This is a genomic window from Corynebacterium sp. HMSC05E07 (assembly GCF_001807225.1).
Classification (GTDB): domain Bacteria; phylum Actinomycetota; class Actinomycetes; order Mycobacteriales; family Mycobacteriaceae; genus Corynebacterium; species Corynebacterium singulare.
In genome coordinates, this window is sequence record NZ_KV788215.1 from 40,303 (window position 1) to 60,048 (window position 19,746).

Annotated in this window: 17 protein-coding genes; 11 read left to right on the forward strand and 6 right to left on the reverse strand. The window is 58.4% G+C overall.

The window, feature by feature from the left end; translation table 11 throughout:
- From HMPREF3149_RS04745 to HMPREF3149_RS04755, 3 genes are all read left to right on the forward strand, one after another.
- Complete coding sequence (locus tag HMPREF3149_RS04745) at window positions 1-1,488, forward strand: NAD-dependent succinate-semialdehyde dehydrogenase (protein ID WP_070536930.1); 1,488 nt, start codon at window positions 1-3, stop codon at window positions 1,486-1,488.
- A gap of 263 nt (window positions 1,489-1,751) precedes the next feature.
- On the forward strand, window positions 1,752-3,239 hold the full coding sequence (locus HMPREF3149_RS04750) for an APC family permease (RefSeq protein WP_256366417.1): 1,488 nt from the start codon (window positions 1,752-1,754) through the stop codon (window positions 3,237-3,239).
- Between the two features lie 18 nt (window positions 3,240-3,257).
- The gene (locus HMPREF3149_RS04755) at window positions 3,258-4,589 is read left to right on the forward strand and encodes a flavin monoamine oxidase family protein (protein ID WP_070536932.1); all 1,332 of its coding nucleotides are present in this window, start codon (window positions 3,258-3,260) and stop codon (window positions 4,587-4,589) included.
- Here the strand turns inward: HMPREF3149_RS04755 and HMPREF3149_RS04760 are convergent.
- On the reverse strand, window positions 4,586-5,506 hold the full coding sequence (locus HMPREF3149_RS04760) for an AraC-like ligand-binding domain-containing protein (RefSeq protein WP_070536933.1): 921 nt from the start codon (window positions 5,504-5,506) through the stop codon (window positions 4,586-4,588). The two genes, HMPREF3149_RS04755 and HMPREF3149_RS04760, sit on opposite strands and share 4 nt — an antisense overlap.
- 150 nt (window positions 5,507-5,656) lie before the next feature.
- On the opposite strand from HMPREF3149_RS04760, the gene HMPREF3149_RS04765 reads away from it, so the two are divergent.
- The 3 genes from HMPREF3149_RS04765 to HMPREF3149_RS04775 are packed head-to-tail and all read left to right on the forward strand — an operon-like array spanning window position 5,657 to window position 8,152.
- Window positions 5,657-7,066: an aldehyde dehydrogenase family protein gene (locus tag HMPREF3149_RS04765; RefSeq protein WP_070536934.1), complete on the forward strand. Its 1,410-nt coding sequence runs from the start codon at window positions 5,657-5,659 to the stop codon at window positions 7,064-7,066.
- A gap of 30 nt (window positions 7,067-7,096) precedes the next feature.
- The gene (locus HMPREF3149_RS04770; protein ID WP_042532883.1) at window positions 7,097-7,360 is read left to right on the forward strand and encodes a hypothetical protein; all 264 of its coding nucleotides are present in this window, start codon (window positions 7,097-7,099) and stop codon (window positions 7,358-7,360) included.
- Window positions 7,361-7,363: 3 nt separating this feature from the next.
- Complete coding sequence (locus HMPREF3149_RS04775; protein ID WP_070536935.1) at window positions 7,364-8,152, forward strand: zeta toxin family protein; 789 nt, start codon at window positions 7,364-7,366, stop codon at window positions 8,150-8,152.
- On the opposite strand, the gene HMPREF3149_RS04780 is transcribed toward HMPREF3149_RS04775, so the two are convergent.
- Window positions 8,149-9,420 (reverse strand): Fic family protein, encoded by a 1,272-nt coding sequence (locus HMPREF3149_RS04780; protein ID WP_070536982.1) that lies wholly within the window; start codon window positions 9,418-9,420, stop codon window positions 8,149-8,151. The genes HMPREF3149_RS04775 and HMPREF3149_RS04780 overlap by 4 nt on opposite strands.
- A 237-nt stretch (window positions 9,421-9,657) precedes the next feature.
- Here HMPREF3149_RS04780 and HMPREF3149_RS04785 point away from each other — a divergent pair, with 237 nt between their 5' ends.
- A complete protein-coding gene (locus HMPREF3149_RS04785) occupies window positions 9,658-11,208 on the forward strand; it encodes an ATP-binding protein (protein WP_070536936.1) in 1,551 nt (516 codons plus the stop codon).
- Here HMPREF3149_RS04785 and HMPREF3149_RS04790 read toward each other — a convergent pair.
- Window positions 11,192-11,842, reverse strand: a complete 651-nt coding sequence (locus HMPREF3149_RS04790) for an MOSC domain-containing protein (protein WP_070536937.1) — start codon at window positions 11,840-11,842, stop codon at window positions 11,192-11,194. The two genes, HMPREF3149_RS04785 and HMPREF3149_RS04790, sit on opposite strands and share 17 nt — an antisense overlap.
- Before the next feature lie 29 nt (window positions 11,843-11,871).
- Window positions 11,872-14,400, reverse strand: a complete 2,529-nt coding sequence (locus tag HMPREF3149_RS04795) for a hypothetical protein (RefSeq protein ID WP_070536938.1) — start codon at window positions 14,398-14,400, stop codon at window positions 11,872-11,874.
- Window positions 14,401-14,515: 115 nt separating this feature from the next.
- On the opposite strand from HMPREF3149_RS04795, the gene HMPREF3149_RS14055 reads away from it, so the two are divergent.
- Both HMPREF3149_RS14055 and HMPREF3149_RS04805 read left to right on the forward strand, forming a co-directional pair.
- On the forward strand, window positions 14,516-15,241 hold the full coding sequence (locus HMPREF3149_RS14055) for a helix-turn-helix domain-containing protein (RefSeq protein WP_070536939.1): 726 nt from the start codon (window positions 14,516-14,518) through the stop codon (window positions 15,239-15,241).
- Complete coding sequence (locus HMPREF3149_RS04805; protein ID WP_070536940.1) at window positions 15,238-15,975, forward strand: Fic family protein; 738 nt, start codon at window positions 15,238-15,240, stop codon at window positions 15,973-15,975. The genes HMPREF3149_RS14055 and HMPREF3149_RS04805 overlap by 4 nt, the downstream gene beginning before the upstream one ends.
- A gap of 151 nt (window positions 15,976-16,126) precedes the next feature.
- Here the strand turns inward: HMPREF3149_RS04805 and HMPREF3149_RS04810 are convergent, their stop codons facing one another.
- Window positions 16,127-17,857, reverse strand: coding sequence for an alkaline phosphatase (locus tag HMPREF3149_RS04810; RefSeq protein ID WP_083280776.1), 1,731 nt, complete (start codon window positions 17,855-17,857; stop codon window positions 16,127-16,129).
- A gap of 70 nt (window positions 17,858-17,927) precedes the next feature.
- Window positions 17,928-18,536, reverse strand: coding sequence for a CueP family metal-binding protein (locus tag HMPREF3149_RS04815; RefSeq protein ID WP_070536942.1), 609 nt, complete (start codon window positions 18,534-18,536; stop codon window positions 17,928-17,930).
- Window positions 18,537-18,652: 116 nt separating this feature from the next.
- Here HMPREF3149_RS04815 and HMPREF3149_RS04820 point away from each other — a divergent pair, with 116 nt between their 5' ends.
- Together HMPREF3149_RS04820 and HMPREF3149_RS04825 are read left to right on the forward strand one after the other, a co-directional pair.
- Window positions 18,653-19,033 carry a zinc ribbon domain-containing protein YjdM gene (locus HMPREF3149_RS04820; protein ID WP_070536943.1) on the forward strand — a complete coding sequence of 127 codons (381 nt, stop codon included), beginning with the start codon at window positions 18,653-18,655 and terminating at the stop codon, window positions 19,031-19,033.
- Window positions 19,034-19,073: 40 nt separating this feature from the next.
- Entirely contained in the window at window positions 19,074-19,421 is a 348-nt protein-coding gene (locus HMPREF3149_RS04825) for an excisionase family DNA-binding protein (protein ID WP_083280777.1), read from the forward strand.
- Window positions 19,422-19,746: the final 325 nt, after the last annotated feature.

Genomic DNA, 19,746 nt, shown 5'->3' on the forward strand with positions numbered 1-19,746 from the left:
ATGAGTGAAAACAACAAGGTCAATATTGACGAGCTGCTGGCCAAGGTTCCGACCGGCTTGCTGATTAACGGTGAGTGGGTCGACGCCTCTGACGGCGCTACCTTCGATGTGGATAACCCGGCAACCGGCGAGGTTATCGCTACCCTTGCTTCCGCTTCTTCTGAGGATGCGCAGAAGGCCATGGATGCTGCTTGCGCAGTCCAGGATGAGTGGGCACGCACGTCCACCCGTGAGCGTTCGAACTTGCTTCGCCGTGCGTTTGACCTAGTTCAGGAGCGTAAGGACGAGTTCGCTGCGTTGATGACCCTGGAGATGGGTAAGCCGCTGGCAGAGTCCTACGGTGAGGTTACCTACGGTGCTGAGTACCTGCGCTGGTTCAGTGAGGAGGCCGTTCGTGACTACGGCCGTACTCTGCCAGCCCCGGAGGGGACCCTGCGCATGGTCACCCGCCGCAAGCCGGTAGGCCCGTGCTTGCTTATTACTCCGTGGAACTTCCCGCTGGCTATGGCTACCCGCAAGATTGCGCCGGCCATCGCCGCGGGCTGCACCATGGTGGTAAAGCCGGCCAAGCTCACTCCGCTGACCACGCAGTACTTCGCGCAGACCATGATTGATGCTGGTGTTCCGGCAGGCGTGGTCAATGTAGTCTCCGGCAAGTCTGCATCCGCTATCTCTGAGCCGATCATGGCGGATTCCCGCCTGCGTAAGGTGTCCTTCACCGGTTCTACCCCGGTGGGCAAGACCTTGCTCAAGGCCGCTGCGGACAACGTCCTGCGCACCTCGATGGAGCTGGGCGGCAACGCACCGTTCATCGTCTTTGAGGATGCCGACCTAGACCAGGCCGTTGAGGGTGCCATGGGTGCCAAGATGCGCAACATCGGCGAGGCATGCACGGCAGCCAACCGTTTCATTGTCCACGAGTCTGTGGCCGAAGAGTTCGCGGAGAAGTTTGCCAAGCGTATTGGTGAGCTCAAGGTGGGCAACGGCCTCGATGAGGGCGTGACCTGTGGTCCGCTGGTCGAGCAGAAGGCGCTCGACAACATCACGGCGCTGGTCGATGACGCCGTGGAGAAAGGCGCTAAGGTTCTCGTCGGCGGCAAGCCGAGTGAGGGCAAGGGCTACTTCTACTCCCCTACCGTTCTGACCGACGTTCCTCGTGATGCCCGCGTGGCACAGGAAGAGATCTTCGGCCCGATTGCTCCGATCCTGACTTTCTCCGATGAGAAGGAAGCAATTGAGATCGCTAACGATACTGAGTACGGCTTGGCTTCCTACGTGTTTACCGAGGATTCCGACCGTATGTGGCGCCTTGGTGACGGCCTTGAATTCGGACTCATGGGCTTCAACGCTGGAGTTATCTCCAACGCCGCTGCCCCGTTCGGTGGCGTCAAGCAGTCCGGTATGGGCCGCGAGGGCGGCGCCGAGGGCATTGCGGAGTACACCTCGTTGCAGTACATCGCGATGCGTGACCCGTACGCGAATGCATAACTAGTGCATTAATTTTGCCGCTGACAATGCTGGCATCTCCTAGGTGGGAGGTGCCAGCATTATTGTTTTTGCATAATATTCGAAACCCTGTTGTGTGATAGCACTCATAGTCAAAACGTGATCACGCACAAACAACTCTTTGAATGTGTATTGGGACACAATTACTGTCTATACACCGAAAGACACCGGGTCCGTCCGGTGGATTTTCGGGCCGACATAGCTAGTAAGGAGGAGTTGGCGTGGACGCATCGACACAGTCACCAGTGCTACCCGCTCGAAATGTACAGCCCGGGCACCGGGCTCCCACCGAACTTAAGGGCGGCCTGGGCGCCGGGCGCCTAGGGACAACGTCGCTAGTCTTTATGATTATCGCGGCGTCAGCACCTCTTACTGTGCTCGCGGGAGGAGTGCCGACCAACTTCGCAGTATCTGGATTGTTGGGTGTTCCCTGGGGATACCTCGTCCTTGGAATTATTCTTGTCTTTTTCGCCGTTGGTTACGGGATTATGAGTTCAAAGATTCAGAACTCTGGAGCGTTCTATGCCTACGTGTCAGAAGGACTAGGAAACCGCCAAGGAATCGCGGCCGCGATTCTGGCTTTGGTTTCTTACAATATGATGCAGGTTGGGCTGTACGGAATTTTCGGGTTTTCTCTGGCCAACCTGATTAACGGGTGGTTTGGAACGACTATCCCGTGGTGGGTCGCCGCCTTGGCTGGTTGGCTCTTGGTGGCCGTCATGGGTGTCAGCAATGTTGATTTTTCCGCCAAAGTCTTAGGTGTATTGGTAGCCCTCGAGTTCGTTGTTGTTGCTGCAGTCTCAGTTCTTTCTCTTGGCGTTGCCCCAGAGGGCATTACTGCGGAGACGGTACGCCCGAGCCAATTCTTCACCGATGGTATAGGCGTTCTCCTTGCCTTTGGAATTGCAGCCTTTATGGGGTTTGAGTCGGGTGCAATCTACTCAGAAGAAGCGCGTGATCCAGAGCGGACTGTCCCGAAAGCTACCTATATCGCCGTGGGAACGATTGCCCTTTTTTACGCTTTTTCGGCGTGGGCCTTCGCTCAAGGAGTGGGGCCGTCCGTCGTCATCGATAAGGCAACTGAGCTTGGTCCCGATCTGGTCTTCGTGTGGTTGGGCGACTACTCAGTGCTTGCTGCCAACATAGCGAACTGCTTGTTTGTAACTTCGCTTATTGCTGCCCTCGTCGCATTCCATAATGCCGCAGCGCGGTACTTCTTCTCCCTTGGGCGCTCACGCGTCCTTCCCGAGAAGTTCGCGATGTCATCGTCCAAAGGAGCACCTATAGCTGGGTCGCTCACCCAGACTTCCATTGCTTTCCTAGTTGTAGGCGGCTTTGCAATTGCCGGAAATGGCAGCGACATGGGCGAACTATTCCCAGTCCTCACGCTCTTTACGTGGTTGACCAACGCCGCGGCGTTTGGCCTAGTCTTCCTGCTCGCAGTGGTGAGTGTGTCCATCATGGTATGGCTCAACAAGCAGGAAAAAGGCTACAACCTCTTCACGCGGATCATTGCACCGCTTGTATCAGCTTGCGGACTCGTGGCTGTCTTCGTATTGGTGCTGATGAATTTCCCGCTCATGATTGGCGACACCGGTTCGGACGCTCTCGTGTGGGTCATGCCCGGAATCATTATCGCCTCCGGACTTCTGGGCCTGATTTGGGGCGAATGTCTCAAACGCAGGAAGCCGAATATCTACGCAAGTCTTCAAGACAATCTTGATCGAATCTAAATCTTCAGAAAGGTAATCATGGAAAAGAAACATGTAATCGTCGTTGGTGCGGGATTCGCAGGTCTAACGGCAGCGCGCGAATTGCAAACGGCGGGAATTGAATATCACATCGTAGAGGCACGGGACCGCATTGGTGGCCGTGCTTGGACGGACGATAGGCTTGGGCGTCCGCTGGAGATTGGCGCAACCTGGGTGCACTGGCATCAGCCACATGTCTGGTCCGAAATCACTCGTTATGGCCAGGATATTATCGCTTCGCCCGTTGTAGATACCGCCTACTGGTATGCCGGTGGTGAGCTGAAGTCCGGAACGGAAGCAGAAATGGATGCCAAACTGGCGCGGCCGATGGAGAAGATCTTCGAAAAATCTCGCGAATTCTTCCCAGAACCGCACAAGCCGCTGCTTGTGCTGGATGAGAAATTCGGTGCATCTCAAGAATTGAAGGATGCTTTCCTGGCTGCAGATCAGGCTGGAGTTCTCGATGCGTTGGAGGACGGTGACTTTACCCAGGAAGAAAAGGACCTGTGCAATGCGTATTGGTCGGCTGGATACATCGGGTACCCAGAGCAGGGGTCCTCTTTGATGGCCAAGCAGTGGGCAGCCTTGTGCGATCACCGTCTTTCATTGGTGGATGAGCAAACGCTGCGATTTAAACTTGTCAATGGCATGCGGGGTATCTACGGCAACATCGCAAAGGATCTAACCGGAGAAATCCGTTTGAATACTGCGGTGACTGCGATTGAGCACGGAGAAGATTCGGCCACCGTTACGTATGCGGACGGTACCTCCGAGACGGCGGATGCTGTGATTGTTACGGTTCCGGTTGGTGCGTTGGGGAACATTAAGTTCACCCCGGGTCTGCCTGAAGGCTCGCAGAAGACTATCGAGCAGAAGTGGAATTCGACTGGTTTCAAGGCTTGGATCAAGATCAAGGGCCACCACAACATCTTCGGTTACGCGCCCCAGCCGGCAGTCGTATCCGTGCTTCGTTCTGAATACTTCGAAGATGATGACACGACTATCTGTGTTGCCTTTGGCTCCGATCACGAGAAAATCGATTTGGAGAGCATTGAGGATGCTCAAAAGGTTGTCGACCAGTGGCGCCCAGATCTCGAGGTTGTTGGTGTTACCGGTCATGACTGGGTAGCAGATGAGTACTCGGGCCAGGCCTGGGCTACATTGCGTCGAGGTCAGTTCACCGAGGGCTGGCACCACTTCCGCAGCTCGACTTCCTCGTTGCACTTCGCTGGAGCAGATTGGGCTTCCGGTTGGCGTGGAGTGGTTGTCGATGGAGCCATCGAAACTGGAATCTCTACCGCTCGCGAGGTTATCAACAAGTTGCGTGATTAACCGCTAGCCGCTGCGCGGTACGCACTCGGTGACTTGTGGTACTCCGCCTTAAAGATGCGCGAGAGGTGTGAGGGATCGTGAAGGCCATAGCGGGCGCTAATGTGGCTGATTGATTCCTCGGAGTGCCGTGGGTCCACGAGTTCTCTGCGGATGTGTTCTAGGCGTCTGGTTTTGATGTAGCTGCCTACGGAGAGCCCCTGTTCGGAGAACTTGGCGTGGAGGTGGCGTACCGACACGAACAGTGCTTGGGCGATGGTGCTGGGCCCCAAGTCTGCGTCGCCCAGGTTCTTCTCAATGTAGGCGGTCGCCTGGTTAAACAGAAGCGTGCCGGGGGCGGGCTCCTCAGCTAAATCGGAGGCGAGAACCGACACCAACATGGTAAGGGCGGAACGGACCAGGGCCGTGGCGTGGGGGCCGTGGAGAAGATCGAGGTTCTTGGCCAGTTGCTCAAAGAGTGGGACGGCCACCGCGCCGAGGCCGTGCGTGCGGGAGATGGGGTTCGCAGTAAGGTGTTGAATCTGCGCAGGTGAAATATCGAGGAAGCTTTGCGGGAAGTGCACGATGAGGGTGTTTTGATCCTCCGGGTAATGCAGTGTGTAGGGCCGCTGAGTAACGTAGAGGGCTAGATCGCCTGGGTTAAGTTCGCAGGTTCGCCCGTCTTGGCTCATTGTTGATGACCCTGTGATTTGTAGGCTCAGCTTGCAAAACGGCGTTTCGTTCGGGGCAATCTTGTGGCGGTTTACGGTGTGCGGGGAGGTGCGCATATCGAAAAGCGAAATATCCCCCACTTGTGTGGAGCGCAGCGTCGCGTGAAAGGATGCGGGGTCCTCGGTGTCCACGTCGAGTTGGCCAAAAGAGTCGGATGACGCGGCGCGCCATGACGCGATATCGAAATACTCAACGGCGGAAGCAGACATAACAGGCATCATATCGTGAGAGCCGGCACATTTTTGGACAAATTGTGTGCACTCAGAGTCAATAGATTACTTGTGGCACAGGTAACATTTACTCTAATGGTTTCGTCGGGCTGCGTACGCCGGCCCCCTCAGCTCTGATAAGGAGACAACATGACTCAATTCGCCAGCTACGCTGACCTACTCTCGGCCATCACGGATGAGAACGGGCGCGAGATTCTCAACCCGGCAACCGGGGAGGTTGTTGGCCATGCCCCGGAAGGTACCGTGGAGGACCTCAATACGGCGGTGGAGACTGCGGTTAAGGCACAAAAGGAGTTTGCCAAGCTTTCCGACGCAGAACGGTGCGAGCTGCTCACCAAAGCTGCCGCCGCCATCGACGCCAACGCAGAGGCACTCGTGGAGCTGCTCTCCCGTGAACAAGGCAAGCCGCTGAACGGCCCGAACGCCCGCTTTGAGGTGGGCGCATGCTCGGGGTGGCTCAATGCGACTGCGTCCTTCGAGCACCCGAACTACACCGCGGTGGATGATGACATCACTGCCACGGTGAATTACCGTCCGCTCGGTGTTGTTGGTGCTATTGGTCCGTGGAATTGGCCGATGATGATCACCATCTGGCAGATTGCACCGGCGCTGCGTATGGGTAACGCGGTCGTCGTTAAGCCTTCTGAGTACACCCCACTTTCTGTGCTGGGGCTCATTGAGGTCATCAACACCGTGCTGCCGGACGGCGTCCTGCAGGTCGTGACCGGTGATGGTGAGGTCGGCGCTGCGGTGACGGCACACGCGGATATCGACAAGATTATGTTCACCGGTTCCACTGCCACCGGCAAAAGGATTGTGGAGGCCAGCGCCGAGAACCTCACCCGTCTCACGTTGGAGCTCGGTGGCAACGATGCCGGCATTGTGCTCGATGATGCCGACCCCAAGGAGATCGCCGGCGATCTCTTCTGGGGCGCGTTCATCAACACCGGCCAGACCTGTGCTGCGATGAAGCGCGTCTACGTGCCGGAATCGCTGTACGACGCCGTCTGCGAAGCCCTCGTCGAGGTGGCCAAGGCCTCCCCGATGGGCGTGGGCTTGGAAGAAGAGAATGTCCTCGGCCCGCTGCAGAACAAGCAGCAATTCGACATCGTCGACAAGCTCGTCAACGCTGCCAAGGAGTCCGGCGCACGCGTTCTGCTGGGCGGCGACCCGGACTATGACGCGCCGGGCTACTTCTACCCCACCACCCTGGTGGCCGACATCGACCCAGACAACCCGTTGGTTGTCGAGGAGCAGTTCGGTCCGGCACTTCCTATTGTGAAGTACACGGACCTGGATTGGGCCATCGAGCAGGCAAACAAGCTCGATGTGGGACTGGGCTCCTCCGTGTGGTCCTCCAACCGCGAGCGTGCCCTCGAGGTGGCCGCCCGTCTTGAGGCAGGAACTACCTGGATCAATGGTCACGGAGCTGTTGATCCGCGCGTGCCGTTCGGCGGTATCAAGTCCTCCGGCTACGGCGTGGAGTTCGGTACCGAGGGCCTCAAGGGCCTGGCTTACCCGCAGATCATCAACGGCTAAAACCGGCCCGGCGCTGCTATTCTTAGCGCCATGAGCACCGCCAAAGTCCCGGAGATCGAGTACGCAGCCTTCGACGCCATGAAGGAGGTTGCGTCCTCGCTGAAAGCCGCATACCTCACTAGGGCTGCTGAAGCAGGCAACGATGTTGAATCCCAGTGGTGGATTCGTCAGAACTGGCTCGTAGAAGACATGGTCAGTGGGGTTGATTCAACCGACATCGAAGCCATCCGTGCCGCTGCGGCTCTCTTTGCACAACGGCTCGAAGCTCTCTCCACCGAGCACAAAGCGGCATAACCTATGCTGTCCGCCGCTGATTTCCCCGTTGATCCACAAGTTATGGAGCAACGGCTTAATACTCTGCAAGCCAGCTACTTTGGCCGATCGAATGCTCACAGTCCGTCTGTTCCAGAAGTCATTTATGTGGCGGGGCAGCCAGCGTCAGGCAAATCAACAGCCATTGAATCCGTGAAAAATGGCCACACGGTCCTTGACTCCGATGAGATACGCAAATTGCATCCAGCCCTTGACGAAATCATGGGTCGCGATCCCCTGCGCATGGACGTGCTCACCAACGGCCCAGTGCCCTATTGGATGTCCTCGCTCATTGAGCATGGTCGGCAGTATGGGCATTCCCTCATCATTGAGAACACGCTGTCCAATCCGGAATTCATCGCGGGTGAGATAGCCAAGTTTCGCTCCGCGGGTTTCCGCGTGAAGGTTGTGGGGCTGGCGGTGGCGCAGGAGGTCTCCAGGCTCGGTGTCGTCCAGCGCTACCTGGAGGCCCAGCGCGTGAGCCGCTATCCGCGCTGGACCAATGAGGTTTCCCACACGTCGGGCTTTAAGGCCATCGTCCCAGGGCTTCAGGCTATTGCACCGCTTGTCGACGACCTCGAGATCCGCACCCGCGACGGCCGCACCTTAAACGGCATTGAGGATATTGAAGCTGAGCGCGCAACGTGGTTCGACTCCCCCGCTGTTCGTGCCGACTGGCTGGCCCGCTTCGACAGCTGTGACTTGACTGGCCTTGAAGCGGAGAAGCTTACGCAGAACCTCGTGGCTGACGCTGAGCGTATCCGCGGGCTTTAAGACTGTGCCTGTGGAACTGCGCGCCCGGTAGGCGGTGAGAGCCTCGTATCGAACCGACTGCTGGCGAGCTGGCGGTCTGCGAGGTCGAGCAGGCTGAGGATGTCGTCTGCGTAGTATCCAAGGCCGCCGTTCTTGGCAATCACCTTGGTGCGTAGAATTCCGGCACCGCTTAGCCGGTCTAAGGCCTTTCGTGCATTTCCAGGGGTGATTCCATAGAGACGCTGGATGGACCTGACCGTGACGATGGGATACGCAGGAAGGCTTCTCAGCAGTGTGGCTTCTAAAGAGTCTGCGCGAAGAGCGCGCTGCATCCCATCCTTCCGGCGGGTGTCTTCGACGGCAGCAAACCACTCCAACTGGATTCTCGCGAGATCGTCAGCGATGAGGCGAGCTTGCTTCACGGCTTCTTCGGCAGCATCCAGAAAGACAGAGAGCCACTCATTCACGTCGCCTTGACGGTAGGCCGTCAAACCTTGAACGTACCTTGTGGACCACGTACCGAGGACGAGACTTACCGGCAGAATGGTGTACTCAGTAAGCCCACGACGCAGAAGAATCCCATGAATGAGAGCACGGCCAACGCGCCCGTTGCCGTCTGCAAATGGGTGAATCGTTTCGAACTGAGCGTGAGCAATTGCGGCCTGGATGAGAGCCCCATGCGAAGCGCCATCGAGGTAAAGACATAAGTCGTCCACGAGGTCATGGACTAGACGTGGGGGCGCTGGGATGAACTCGGCACCAATGGGTGTGTGGTTGCTTCCTCCGATCCAGTTTTGAATAGTGCGAAGTCCAGTGGGAATGGAGCCATTCTCCCCCATCAATTCTCTTTGAAGCCTTTCTAGAAGCTCGACGGAGATTGTCGGTTCGGTTGCAAAGCTCTTCTCAATGGAACGCAGAACGGTGAGGTTGCGGGCAACCTCTTCCGCACTTTCCTTAAAGCCACGGACTTCCTCCTCTTGGGCGAGTTCCGCGAGGACAACCGCATCGGCGTTGGGCGCAATACCTTCAATGCGTGAGGAGGAGATCGCCTCGGAACGCATGAGTAAGCGGGCCACAGACTCCAACTGGCCGGAAGCAGCATGACGGTTGAGCCTCAAGATCTCTCGCTCGATACGCGCTGCCCGGCTGGTGAGCTCTGGGGAAAAAGTCCACGCCTTACTAGCAAGATGGTCAGGGACATAGGCTTGAAAAGGACCTTCAGCCTTATCGCGCCGGGGAATGCCGGATCCTGCGTCGGGGATCCAGGTCTCGGTAACGTAGTGGGGCATGTAGAGGCTATCCATTCGTCAAACCCCAATGAGTGGTTGGATAACTCTTATCCAACCACTCATTGGGGTTTGGGCGCTAGATAACTCTTAAACATGCGGGGTTTCGGGGACATAATTCGGCCTCAACGAGAACGTCAATGACACCTCAATGGGAAGATCAATGAGAAATCTTGTCATTGAACGGGAATGACGTTAGCATTGAACTGTCATTGTTAACATTGAGGACGGGTATTCAAGGTGAGCAATTGGTCCGAGAATCAGCTGCGGGAACTATTGGCTGAGCTCGAGTTGCGTGGGGGTGATTCAACAACAGTCGAGGTCAAAACCGCTAAGGGGGGTATTCCAGACTCTCTACCGCACACGCTGTGTGCGTTTGCAAACATGCCGAGTGGTGGTCTTATCATTCTCGGTGTCAATGAGAAGGAAGGGTTCATTGTTACTGGCATTGAGAATCCTTCGGATATGGAGGCTGCAGTGGCCTCGCAAGCTCGTCATGCAATCACTCCCCCAGTCACGGTGCATACCGCCAGTGTGGCAATAGACGGTACGCATGTTGTGATTGCGGAGGTTACGGGATTGCCGGTCATAGATAAACCAGCTCTCTATAGGGGAGAAGCATATCTACGAATGGCTGATGGGGACTACCGTATGAGTGCCTCCGAGCTACGCATGATGGACGTTGCGAAGCTGCATGCTGAAGAGGCAGTGTCTTATGACACGACGATTGTGGAGGGCACGAGCCTTGCAGACCTAGATAGCGACGTAGTGCAAGAATTCTTGGTTCAGGCGCGGAGGAAGAATCGGCGACTATCGGGACTTGCTCAAGACGAGGACGTCTTACGGGCGCTAGCGGTGACGACCGCGACTGGAGAGGTGACGCTTGCTGGCCTGTATGCGCTAGGTTTCTATCCCCAAGGACATTTTCCTTCTTTAGCAGTAACGGTGGCGCAAAGGCTACCAAATGGTTCGAAGCACGGGCGAGTGTTGGGGTTGGAGACCTTCGAGGGACCCATTCCGGTGCTGTTGAACTCGGTCATGGGTTGGGTAAGGCAACGTCTAGCCGCCGTACGGCGATATCGAGACGATGGATCAATGGTGGAAGTTCCTGAGCTTCCCCTTTCGGCCATTCGTGAGGCCGTGGCGAATGCATTGGTGCATCGAGATCTTGGGCCAAATACGTTGGGTGCGGGTAAATCGATTGATGTCCGCTTACTTCCAGACAAGATGGTCATCTCCAGCCCAGGGGGCCTACGGGATCTGACGGTTGAACAGCTCAAGTCGAGAGACCTTGCGCGCCAGGAGATTAACCAGCGCCTCTACAGACTGTGCCGATATCTCAAAGCAGACGATGGCTCTTTTGTCATTGAAGGCGAAGGCGGCGGTGTGCAGCTCATGCTGGATGCCGCGCGCGAGCAAGGATTACCGGAGCCTGACCTAATAGATTCTGGAGTGCAATTTACGGTGAAGATGTGGCGGCCGGACACGCGTGGAGAGGCCCGCACCTGGGAGCCACTACACAAGGAGGAACCACGCACCGCCCCGGAACGACGAGTGGATGCACCCGTGGACTTGGATGGCCTGGGGGTTAACGCCCCGCGCGTAGCGGAGGTGCTGCGTACGGCGGCACAACCGCTGTCCATCGGCGGAATCGAAACAGCCACAAACCTCACTAGAGCGCAAGTACGTTATGCGCTGAAGTCACTGGTGAAAGCACGATTGGTGCGCATGGATGGTCTGCGCGGCTCGCAAGCAACAACCTATGAATGGCTAGCTAGCCGCGGGATGTAAGGCGCTTGACCAGTTGGTCGTGGTGGACGGGGGCGAGGCAGCCGGCGTCGACCACGCGTTGGGCTAGGTCCATATCCCCCATCTTGGCGGCGAAGGCCATGCCCATGGTGATGTCGTGGTCGGGGCGACCAATGAGGGAAATCTCGTCGTCCGGGGTGATGCGGCCAGGTTTGATGATGCGCAGGTAGGCGCCGCAATCACCGCGGTCTGTGAAGGTTTTGAGCCAGCCGGGCTCATCCATCCAGCCGGAGAACGTGGCGCAGGGCTGGCGCGGGATAGAGACTTCGAGGACGCACTCCCCTATCTGAAGCTGCTGGTTGATGAGGACATTAGGCCAGGAAATGCCCTCAGTCGTGAGGTTCTCGCCGAAGTATCCGTTGCGCAGAACGCGATTGAGTTCGCCTTCCCAATAGTCAAGCTCCTCACGGGCGACGGCATATACGGCCTTGTCGGCGCCGCCGTGGTGAGCGTGATCCCCGATGGAATCCCCTACTACCCCGGAGCCATCGCCGTAGTTGGGGCCGGGAATGTCGAGGTCGAGGTGTGGGCGCGGGTGTTTATCGATGCCCGTGTACTCGTGCCGCCCATGCGGCTCCGGGCGGCGGACAGCGACGTTCGTGGAGATCACCTTCATGCTCACCCATTGTGGCACACCTCACGTGACTACATCTCGCGATTGTGGAAGAGAGCTTCCGCGGTGACGAGGTCGTAGAAGAAGAGGCGGGGGGCGAGGGGGAGGACGTCGGCAAGCATCGGCATATCCTCCTTGAGCAAGGGGCTTTCCATGACGACGTCGTTGGCGGCACCACGAGCGGCCAGGGCGAAGGCATAGGAGATGTAGGGCATCCACGCGGCGGCGTTGAGCTCATCGGCGGTGTTTCCGCTGGCAAAGGCGCCGAGTGCCACGAGGGTGTGGCTAATGGAGATGTCCACGCCGGCGTTTTGCACAACGGAGGCGAGGGCAGTGGCATCCTTGCGCAGCTGCTCAATAGTGCCGAGGGCATCGAGGGCGCCGTTGTTGGCGAAGCACTCGCGTAGAGCAGCGACGCGCGCGGCCTCGCCCATCAGATCCTCAACAGCCGGGGTCGGGCTGTGCACGGTGGCAGCGCCCAGGAGCATCGGGCGGGTAAGCCCATCAGCGCCGGTCTCACGCACGGCAGCGAGCTCGGCATTGTCGCTGGCCGAAAGGTCCAGGAGAAGATCCAGGTAATTATCGGCAGTGGACTCGATGTCGGATTCCAGCGGCGAGTGGAACAGGCGGGTACGCGCGATGGAACGGGCCTGCTGGTTCACGCTCACACCGGTCTGGGCCAACGCGTGCAGGGCAGCTTCCGGGTTGGCGCGCAGGCGGTCGATGATGCTGTCGAACATGGCCTGCAGCTTCGGGTTCGGGCTGCGCTGGGACAGCACGTGCAGCGCGCGGAAAGCTCCCCACAGCTCCTCCGGGGTCCAGTCCTTGGACGCGCGCGCCGGCTCCGCGCCCTCTGGCGTCACAACGATGGAGGCGCTGGACGGACGAGCGGGGGCGGTGAGGTTGGAGGAAGGGGTGAGCTCGCGGACATCGACAAGCACTGAGCCTTGCTCGAGCAACTCGGCAGGAAGTTCAAAACCGTTTTCTGTCGGCTCGAGCTGGGTGGGTTCTACCGTTGGTGTAGCCAATGGCCAGGCCCAGCCCACCAAATCTACCTGCGGTTCGACGTTCTGCTCAATGAGCACTTCCTGTTCCCCCAACAGGCCACGGCTCACGAGCGGAGACTTGCGGACGGTGGCCAGGGCGGCATAAATGAGGCTCGTGGAAGCGGATGCCTCATACTCCACGATGCGCCGGTCCAGGCTGCGGGCTTCGTGCGCGGCGCGCTCCCCCTCTGGTAGCGAATCCAGGTAATCCTCGTAGGACAAGGTGGACCACATGAGGAAGAGCTCGGCGGAAGGCTGCTTGCGCACCGCGTTCGCCAGCGCTGCATTCGGCACTGCCAGGCTCGTGACAGCCTGCGTGGTCTTGGATGTACGGGCCAGCTCCTTAATCTTCTGGCGGCCGTCAATGGTGACGAACTTGGCCAGCGGCAGCGGGCGCGGCGAGTGGACGGTGAACATGTCATCCTGATCCAGCTGGCCGGCCAGGATGACCGGTTTATCCGAGTGCTCGGTGGGCTCCAAGCCGATGCGCTTGACGCGGCTAAACAGGGCCTCCGGCCACACATCGAATTCCAGCTCATAGCCGGCATCACTGGCCACCACCTCGCGGCGCGAGACTTCCGTGTCCTCGAAGGTGCGCATGCCCTTCTCCAGCGCGATGGGCTTCTTCGGTGGGGAGGCCAGCGTGTAGCTGAAAGCAGAATGAGCACCAAGGGCATCGATGATGCGGAAATCCATGCCGCGCGGGCCCTCGTTGGTGGCGCGCATGTGGAGGCCCTCGGCGAGGGAGATAAAGCGGACGTCGACAAGCTCAGCGTCGCGCCACAGCGACACCTTGTAGCGTCCCACCCAGGGGTCTTCATAGAGGTCACTGGGGAAAGGCTCGGCAATACCGGCCTCGAAGGTCTGTTCCGAAATCTCTTCCTGCTCGCCGCCAAGCGGGGCGTAGGTGAGATCGATGCGCCACTCCCCCTCTGCGATGAAGCGCACGCGCGGAGATTGCGTAAAAACGGGCTGGTTGTCCAGGCCGCGGGCGTTGGGAAGGATGCTGACGTTAAAGTCCCACTCGAAATCGCTGTGCTTAGCGACGTCCACCGGTTCCCTCTGCGGCACAGTCACCTGGTCCGGAAGCGCGCCTACTTCCCATCCAGCCCAGATGCCCAGCGGTTCGGCCTCCTCCAGCGTTCCCTGCGGTGCGATGAGGGTGGTGCGGTCATAGACAATGAAGTGCGCCTTCTCCGTGATGCCGGTGAAGGTGGTGGGCTCAATGAGCTCCTCCTCGCCGTCCCGCAGGATTACCGTAATGCGGGTAAAGGGGCCTGGAATGCCGACCTCCAGCGGTTCCTCCGTGGCGAATTCACGCACCGTACGCGGGCGATCGATGAAATGGGATTGAACAACCCAACGGGGTTCGGTGACCTCTGCCTCAGGATTGGTGGCGGGCAGCTCCAGCATGAGGATATTGCTGCCTCGGCGTAGCGACAGACGAGGCCCCTGTTCCACAAGATCGGTGTCGACCAGTGGCGTAGTTGGAAGTGAATAAATCTCCGCGCTCATTTACCTCATCATAGGCCACCGTGGGGTGCTGTTGCCATGTGGCTGGTAGACGCCTGTGATGTCCTAGAGATAGGACACCTGTCCTGAAGGTAGGACACCTTGCTATTCTCGTGCTATGGACCCAGTGGAAATCCTCAAACACAGCGCTCTTAGTTTGAGCGATATTTCGCGGCGCACCGGGGTGTCACGAAATACGCTCAACTTGTGGCTGCAGGGAACTACTCAGCCAAGCTTGGAAACCCTGGATAAAGTCTTATGTGTTCTCGGGTATGAAGTTTTTCTATCGGTGAGGCGCATGAGTAACGCAGGTGCTGCGACGGCGGCTCGCGTGCTTCTAGAGGAGCTCGAGGACGACTCTCCGGAAGTAATTGAATGGATAAATCGCTTCAGAAAGTGGGGTGACGTCCCAGTCGATGACGCTTCCCCTCTGCACTTGATAGAGCGAGCAGCGTGGGCGTCCAATCCTTATGGCCGCGCAGGCGCGTGCCACTTCTTGCCTACGAACCCCATCACGCTAGCGTCTGCTGCTCAAGCCCTGGGCCAACGCTGGGCCCTGTCGGGGACGTACGCGCGTGCACATGGCCCGCGGCCGTATCCCGGTTGCGGAGGACGTCTCGGCTCGACGCTAATTTGGTGCGAAGATCCTGCTGCGATACTGCCATCACTTCCACAGAGAGTCCGCTTGAGCGCTGACCCCATTGCCGGAGGTGTAACGCTGTGTCCGGCCGCGGGAAGGGAGCTTGACAATATGAGCGTGAGCGGCGGAGTTCAGTACGCTTCCGAACTCCAAGTTGACATAGACGTGCACGCAGAACGCTATGCGGGAAGTGAAACGAAATGAGAATCGCGACGAGCCGTGTGAGCTGGGAGAAGCGCGAGCGTCCGCAGGTACCTGAGCTAGGTACAGAGGGTGTACTCTTTCGGCTTACCCGGCAGCTGCCCGACCTTGTGTGGAATGCAGCTGCTCTGGAGGGCAACACATTCACTCTCCCTGAAGTCCGTACCTTGCTGGATGGCGTCACTGTGGGTGGCAAGGCGCTTGCGGAACAGCAACAGATTTTGGATTTGTCTCAGGCATTTAACCTGCTGCATGAACTCGTCAAAGAAGGTTCATTCGCGGTGAGTAAAACAACGAGTGACAAAATACATAGTGCTGTTGCCAGGAATGAAGCACTAGATGCAGGCCTCTTCCGTGGTGAAGGAAGCGTACGTGGTGATGCCGGGGGTGTGAGGCTTATGGATGGTGGCTTTGTCCCGTTTGATCCGGATGACGAACTCCGTGAAGCGCACGGTGACCTGGTGAATTCCCTTGCAGGCTTGGGTAATCCGATTGAGAGGGCGCTCGCGTACTTCTGCTCAGCGACTCGTAGTCAGTTCTATTTCGACGGCAACAAACGAACCGCGCGGCTGGTCGCCTCTGGGCTATTGATGAGCAATGGCTACGCGGCACTTAATATTCCGAATACGAGAAGGTTGGAATTCAACCTTGCCCTCGATGAGCTGTTTCGAACCGATGACGCTACGAGCTTGATGGACTTCCTGTATGACTGCTTGATGGAGTCCTCGATACAGTAGTTTTCCTGTGGGGCTCTGGTGGAGCTGACTGCGAGGGACAGCATGTCGGGATAGGTTCGCGGCAAAGTACAAGGCCCGCTGGCGTTCATCTGTCTGAGCGCCGGCGGGCCTTGGTAGAGATGCTTTTTAGATTGTGATTGCTGGGCGCAACTTAGGGAAGCAGACGCTGCAGAGCGGAGAAGTCAACCTTCACAGCGCCGATGGACTGCAGGAAGGCAGCGATTGCGCCGAGGATAGCGGCAGCAACGCCTGCGCCCAGGAAGCCTGCGCCAGTGGCGGAGCTGGTGTCCTTCTTGCCAGCGTTGCCCTTGTTGGAATCGTCCTTGGAGTTGTCCTTGCCCTCGTCCTTGGAGTCATCCTTGTTGGCATCGTCCTCAGGGGTCTTACCAGCGTTGTCCTGATCCTCCGGCTTGTTCTGGTCCTCCGGCTTGTTCTGGTTCTCCGGCTTGGAGTCGTTAGCGAACCACCAGTCCTGGATGATCAGGTTGGCAACGTCGGTGTTGTCGATGTACTTGCCGCGGACCGGATCCTCACCGGTAGCCTTGGCCAGGATGTCCTCAGAGCCAGCGCCCTTGAAGAAGAACGGAACAACCTGGTTGGTGTGCTCGCCGGAGTACCACTGGTGCTGCGGAGCCTTGCCCTCTTCACCGGTCTGCGGGTTCCAGGACTCGGTCTCGTCCTTGCCGGAGAGGTAGCCGGTCTCGTGGTCAGCGGTGACGATGAGAAGGGTCTCGTCCCAGCTGGAGTTCTCCTCAACCCAAGCGATAGCAGCGTCAACCGCCTTGTTGAAGTCCTGGGTCTCCTCGATGTCGCGGCCAGTCTGGTTGGCGTGACCGGACCAGTCAATGGCGCCGCCCTCAATCATGACGGAGAAGCCCTTGTCGTTCTGGCCCAGAACGTTGAGAGCACCCTTGGTCATGGTCGGCAGGTCAACAACGTCATTCTTCGGGTCGGTGCCCGGCTCAGCAGCCTCCGGGTTACCATCACGGCCCTGCTGCAGGGTAGAGGCTACCGGTGCGAGACCGAAGTACTTCTTGTCGGCCTCAACGTTGCCTTCAGCCCACTTCTCGAAGTCAGCGGTGTTCTCGGCGAACTCCCAACCAGCGGAGCCATCACGCAGGGACTTGAAGGACTCCTCGGAGATGTACTTGTAGTTCGGAGCGTCAACCTTCTGAGCGTTGTCATCGAACTCCGGGTGGCCAGCGCCCATGATGACGGAGAGGTCGGAGCCGACCATCTCAGCAGCAATCTCTTTGTAGTTGTTGCGGTTCTTGTTGTGCGCAGCGAAGGCAGCCGGGGTGGCGTGGCTGAACGGAACGGAGCTGACAACACCAGCGGACTTGCCGTGGGAGATGGCCTGCTCGGAAATGTTCTTCAGGGAGTGGCCGTAGGAGGACTTGCCCAAGACACCGTTGTCCACCTTCTGGCCGGTGGCCATAGCGGTACCGGCGGCAGCAGAGTCGGTGACCTTGTCCTGCTTCACGTAATCGTGGTCGGTCCAAGCCTTGGCCGGGTCATAGGAGCCGCCCTCCGGGAAAGTGGTCATGGACACGCGGTTGAAGTCCTCGAAAGCCTGAACGGACTCACCGTCGATCTCCTTGACCTCGCCGTCGAACTTGCCCTCAACCAGGTACTTGGACTGGCCGGACTCGTAGAGGTTGGTGGAGGCGATGTGGTTGTAGCCCATGCCGTCACCGATCATGTAGATGACGTTCTTCGGGCCAGCGGTTGTTGCCTGAGCGGGGGCGACGACACCAGCGGTGGCGACGGAGGCGATGGTGACAGCGGCGCAGGACTGACAGGCGGCTGGCAGGTTAGCGTAAGGGAAATTTAAGACTAGGGTGCTGGATATCACACTTTGGGGCGGCGTCGGCAAGCGCATGGCGCGCTGCGGGTACGCAAAAACGGCGAGCCCCCTGCTGGGGCCCACCGTTGTGTGGGGTGACGGCAGCTTATGCCATCTGCAGCGTGGTCACGCAGGTACCGCCCTCGTCGGAGGTGTCCAAGGGGACCTCGCCGGTCTTGCCGTCCTTCTCGATGGTGATGGTGCCCTTCTTGTCAGCAGACAGCCAGTAGCCGATGAAGCCGTTGTCGAACGTCGTGGTGTCCTCGTTGACCAGTTCGTTTCCTTCGTCATCCGTGATGGTGACGTGGATGTCTTCCTGGCTGAGCTCACCGGTGCAGGTGGTCAGGGAGTGGTTGAAGCAGTCGTGCGTACGGGAGAGGTACGGCGCAACAGAGAGGTAGAACTTGTCCTCCGGCAGCGGCAGGGAGGCCTCGCCCTGTTCAGTAGCGAGAATGAGCTCGTTCGGGCGCACAGATGCGATGAGATCGCTATCGCGCTCGTCCTTGGACTGGCGATCCAGCTTGTCCACGATTTCCTGGCCATCCAGTCCCTCAAGGTCGAACTCGGCCTGGATCTCCTCAGCGGAGACCTGCTGGACTTCAGTGGTGGCAGCCTCGCTCTTGGAGGCCTCGGTGGGGACAGGGCTCTCGGTGGAGCAGGCGGACAGGGTGACGGCTGCGGCAGAGGCGGCAGCGAGAGAGATAAAGCGTTTCATAGTTCTTTCGAATCAGTCCGATTGGGTGTGGTTCAAGCCTATACCCCACCGGGGTATCAATCAAAAGGATGAGATCAATATCATCATTCTGCTCTCACCAGGATAAACTGTCTTTTATGACTGATACTTCATCCCCAACGCTGCCGCCCTGCCCCGAATGTTCCTCCGAATACACCTACGAAATGCCAACTCTCATCGTGTGCCCCGAGTGCGCGCATGAGTTCTCCGCCGACGCTGCCAGTGACTCGGCGGTGGAGGGGGCTGCCCCCGTCATCGTGGACTCGGTGGGCAATGCGCTTGCCGACGGCGACACCGTCACCATCACCACTACCCTCAAGGTCAAAGGTGCCCCGAAGCAGCTCAAGGCCGGCACCAAGGTGCGCGGCATTCGCCTCAACCTTGATGCGGGCACCGGCCAGGAAGACCACAACATTGACTGCAAGATTGACGGCTTCGGCGCGATGAAGCTCAAGCCGGCTGTGGTGAAGAAGGCCTAGAGCGCCCTTCCGGGGCACCCTTTCGAAGGTTGTTAGTGCGATGCGTCAAGGAAAGGCTATTACTGTGGCACCGGTGGAACAGTTGCTCACAACGCAGGAAGCAGCAGACTTCCTGAGTATTAGTAGGCCAACTTTGGTGAAGAAGCTCGAGGATGGAGCGATACCGTTCGAGCGCACCACAGGTGGCAGGCATAGGAGAGTCAAGCTTGTTGACTTATTGCACTACCGAGAGGAGCAGCGGACTGAACGCCGTAAAGCGCTGCGAGAGTTAGTCTCGGAGGCGCAAAGTGCTGGTGCATATGGCGCGGATACTGTTGGTGCGGCTGACATTGCTCAGATCCTCAAGGACGCCCGTAAGGAAGTGACAGAGAAGGCGCGGCGTGGCTAAATCCTCGGCGCTTTTGGATGCGTGCATGCTTGTGCCGAAGTAGCCGCATAAATCGTCACAAGCGGTCTTCTCGGTCCAGCAACGAAACAACGTCGGTCCCAGAAGGTAGATAGTCTGTGTTGCCTAGTTGTGGGGCTGTGGCGGTTGGCGGTGAGAACGGCTCCGGGTTGTGGCTCAAGATTCCGGCAGCCACTGCTTGCACTATGCGGCAAGAACGTTGATTAAGTTTGTGCAACGAAATGCTGGTCATCGCTTCAACCGCCTTGCCTGAACGTCCGGTAGACCGGTGCTCTGCGTCCTTGCTTATTGGCTAGTGATTCCTTGG

Bases quoted from the DNA above. Each gene is read 5' to 3' on its own strand.
- HMPREF3149_RS04745 (WP_070536930.1), top strand. From the start codon at position 1: ATGAGTGAAAACAACAAGGTCAATATTGACGAGCTGCTGGCCAAGGTT.
- HMPREF3149_RS04755 (WP_070536932.1), top strand. From the start codon at position 3,258: ATGGAAAAGAAACATGTAATCGTCGTTGGTGCGGGATTCGCAGGTCTA.
- HMPREF3149_RS04760 (WP_070536933.1), bottom strand. From the start codon at position 5,506: ATGTCTGCTTCCGCCGTTGAGTATTTCGATATCGCGTCATGGCGCGCC.
- HMPREF3149_RS04765 (WP_070536934.1), top strand. From the start codon at position 5,657: ATGACTCAATTCGCCAGCTACGCTGACCTACTCTCGGCCATCACGGAT.
- HMPREF3149_RS04770 (WP_042532883.1), top strand. From the start codon at position 7,097: ATGAGCACCGCCAAAGTCCCGGAGATCGAGTACGCAGCCTTCGACGCC.
- HMPREF3149_RS04775 (WP_070536935.1), top strand. From the start codon at position 7,364: ATGCTGTCCGCCGCTGATTTCCCCGTTGATCCACAAGTTATGGAGCAA.
- HMPREF3149_RS04780 (WP_070536982.1), bottom strand. From the start codon at position 9,420: ATGCCCCACTACGTTACCGAGACCTGGATCCCCGACGCAGGATCCGGC.
- HMPREF3149_RS04790 (WP_070536937.1), bottom strand. From the start codon at position 11,842: ATGAAGGTGATCTCCACGAACGTCGCTGTCCGCCGCCCGGAGCCGCAT.
- HMPREF3149_RS04795 (WP_070536938.1), bottom strand. From the start codon at position 14,400: ATGAGCGCGGAGATTTATTCACTTCCAACTACGCCACTGGTCGACACC.
- HMPREF3149_RS14055 (WP_070536939.1), top strand. From the start codon at position 14,516: ATGGACCCAGTGGAAATCCTCAAACACAGCGCTCTTAGTTTGAGCGAT.
- HMPREF3149_RS04805 (WP_070536940.1), top strand. From the start codon at position 15,238: ATGAGAATCGCGACGAGCCGTGTGAGCTGGGAGAAGCGCGAGCGTCCG.
- HMPREF3149_RS04810 (WP_083280776.1), bottom strand. From the start codon at position 17,857: ATGCGCTTGCCGACGCCGCCCCAAAGTGTGATATCCAGCACCCTAGTC.
- HMPREF3149_RS04815 (WP_070536942.1), bottom strand. From the start codon at position 18,536: ATGAAACGCTTTATCTCTCTCGCTGCCGCCTCTGCCGCAGCCGTCACC.
- HMPREF3149_RS04820 (WP_070536943.1), top strand. From the start codon at position 18,653: ATGACTGATACTTCATCCCCAACGCTGCCGCCCTGCCCCGAATGTTCC.
- HMPREF3149_RS04825 (WP_083280777.1), top strand. From the start codon at position 19,074: ATGCGTCAAGGAAAGGCTATTACTGTGGCACCGGTGGAACAGTTGCTC.